The sequence below is a fragment of the Paraprevotella clara YIT 11840 genome (assembly GCF_000233955.1).
In the GTDB taxonomy this organism is placed as follows: Bacteria; Bacteroidota; Bacteroidia; order Bacteroidales; family Bacteroidaceae; genus Paraprevotella; species Paraprevotella clara.
Genome location: NZ_JH376708.1, coordinates 1 through 518 on the forward strand (window position 1 = coordinate 1; position 518 = coordinate 518).

The 518-nt window shown below is 47.1% G+C and carries 1 protein-coding gene; it reads left to right on the forward strand.

Annotated features, from left to right (window positions below; genetic code table 11):
- Nucleotides 1–518 (forward strand): DUF4301 family protein (locus tag HMPREF9441_RS17225; protein ID WP_008623656.1); only part of this gene is annotated, 518 nt, incomplete at both ends.

Sequence of the window (518 nt, forward strand, 5' to 3'; positions counted from 1 at the left end):
ATTCAGCTATATAAAGCCGCTGTCATAGACGATGGTATACTGCCTCTACCCAAAGAAGAAGCCGCCAAATATGCCGCTATCTACCAACACCGCAAGAAGGGCAATACCATACTCAAGTTCGTACCCGCCTCGGGTGCGGCTACGCGTATGTTTAAATCGTTGTTTGCTTTCCGCGATGCTTTCGAACCCGACCGCGAGTCGTTTACCGCCTATGTCAATCGTACCGGCAATAAAGAAATACGCGCTTTCTTCGATAGCCTCGAGCGCTTTGCTTTCTATGCTCTTCTCAAAGCCTATATCGATAAGCACCACCCCGACTTTGCCTCATTAAACGAAGATATTCAGAAACACATCATCGTCAATAGCCTCCTAAACGAAGAGGGACTTAATTATGGCAATATGCCTAAAGGATTGCTACCTTTCCACCGTCATTCAGAAAAGATAGCAACCCCTTTCGAAGAGCACTTCCGCGAGGCAGTACTCTATGCTTCAGACGATGAGGAGGCCGATTTGCATTT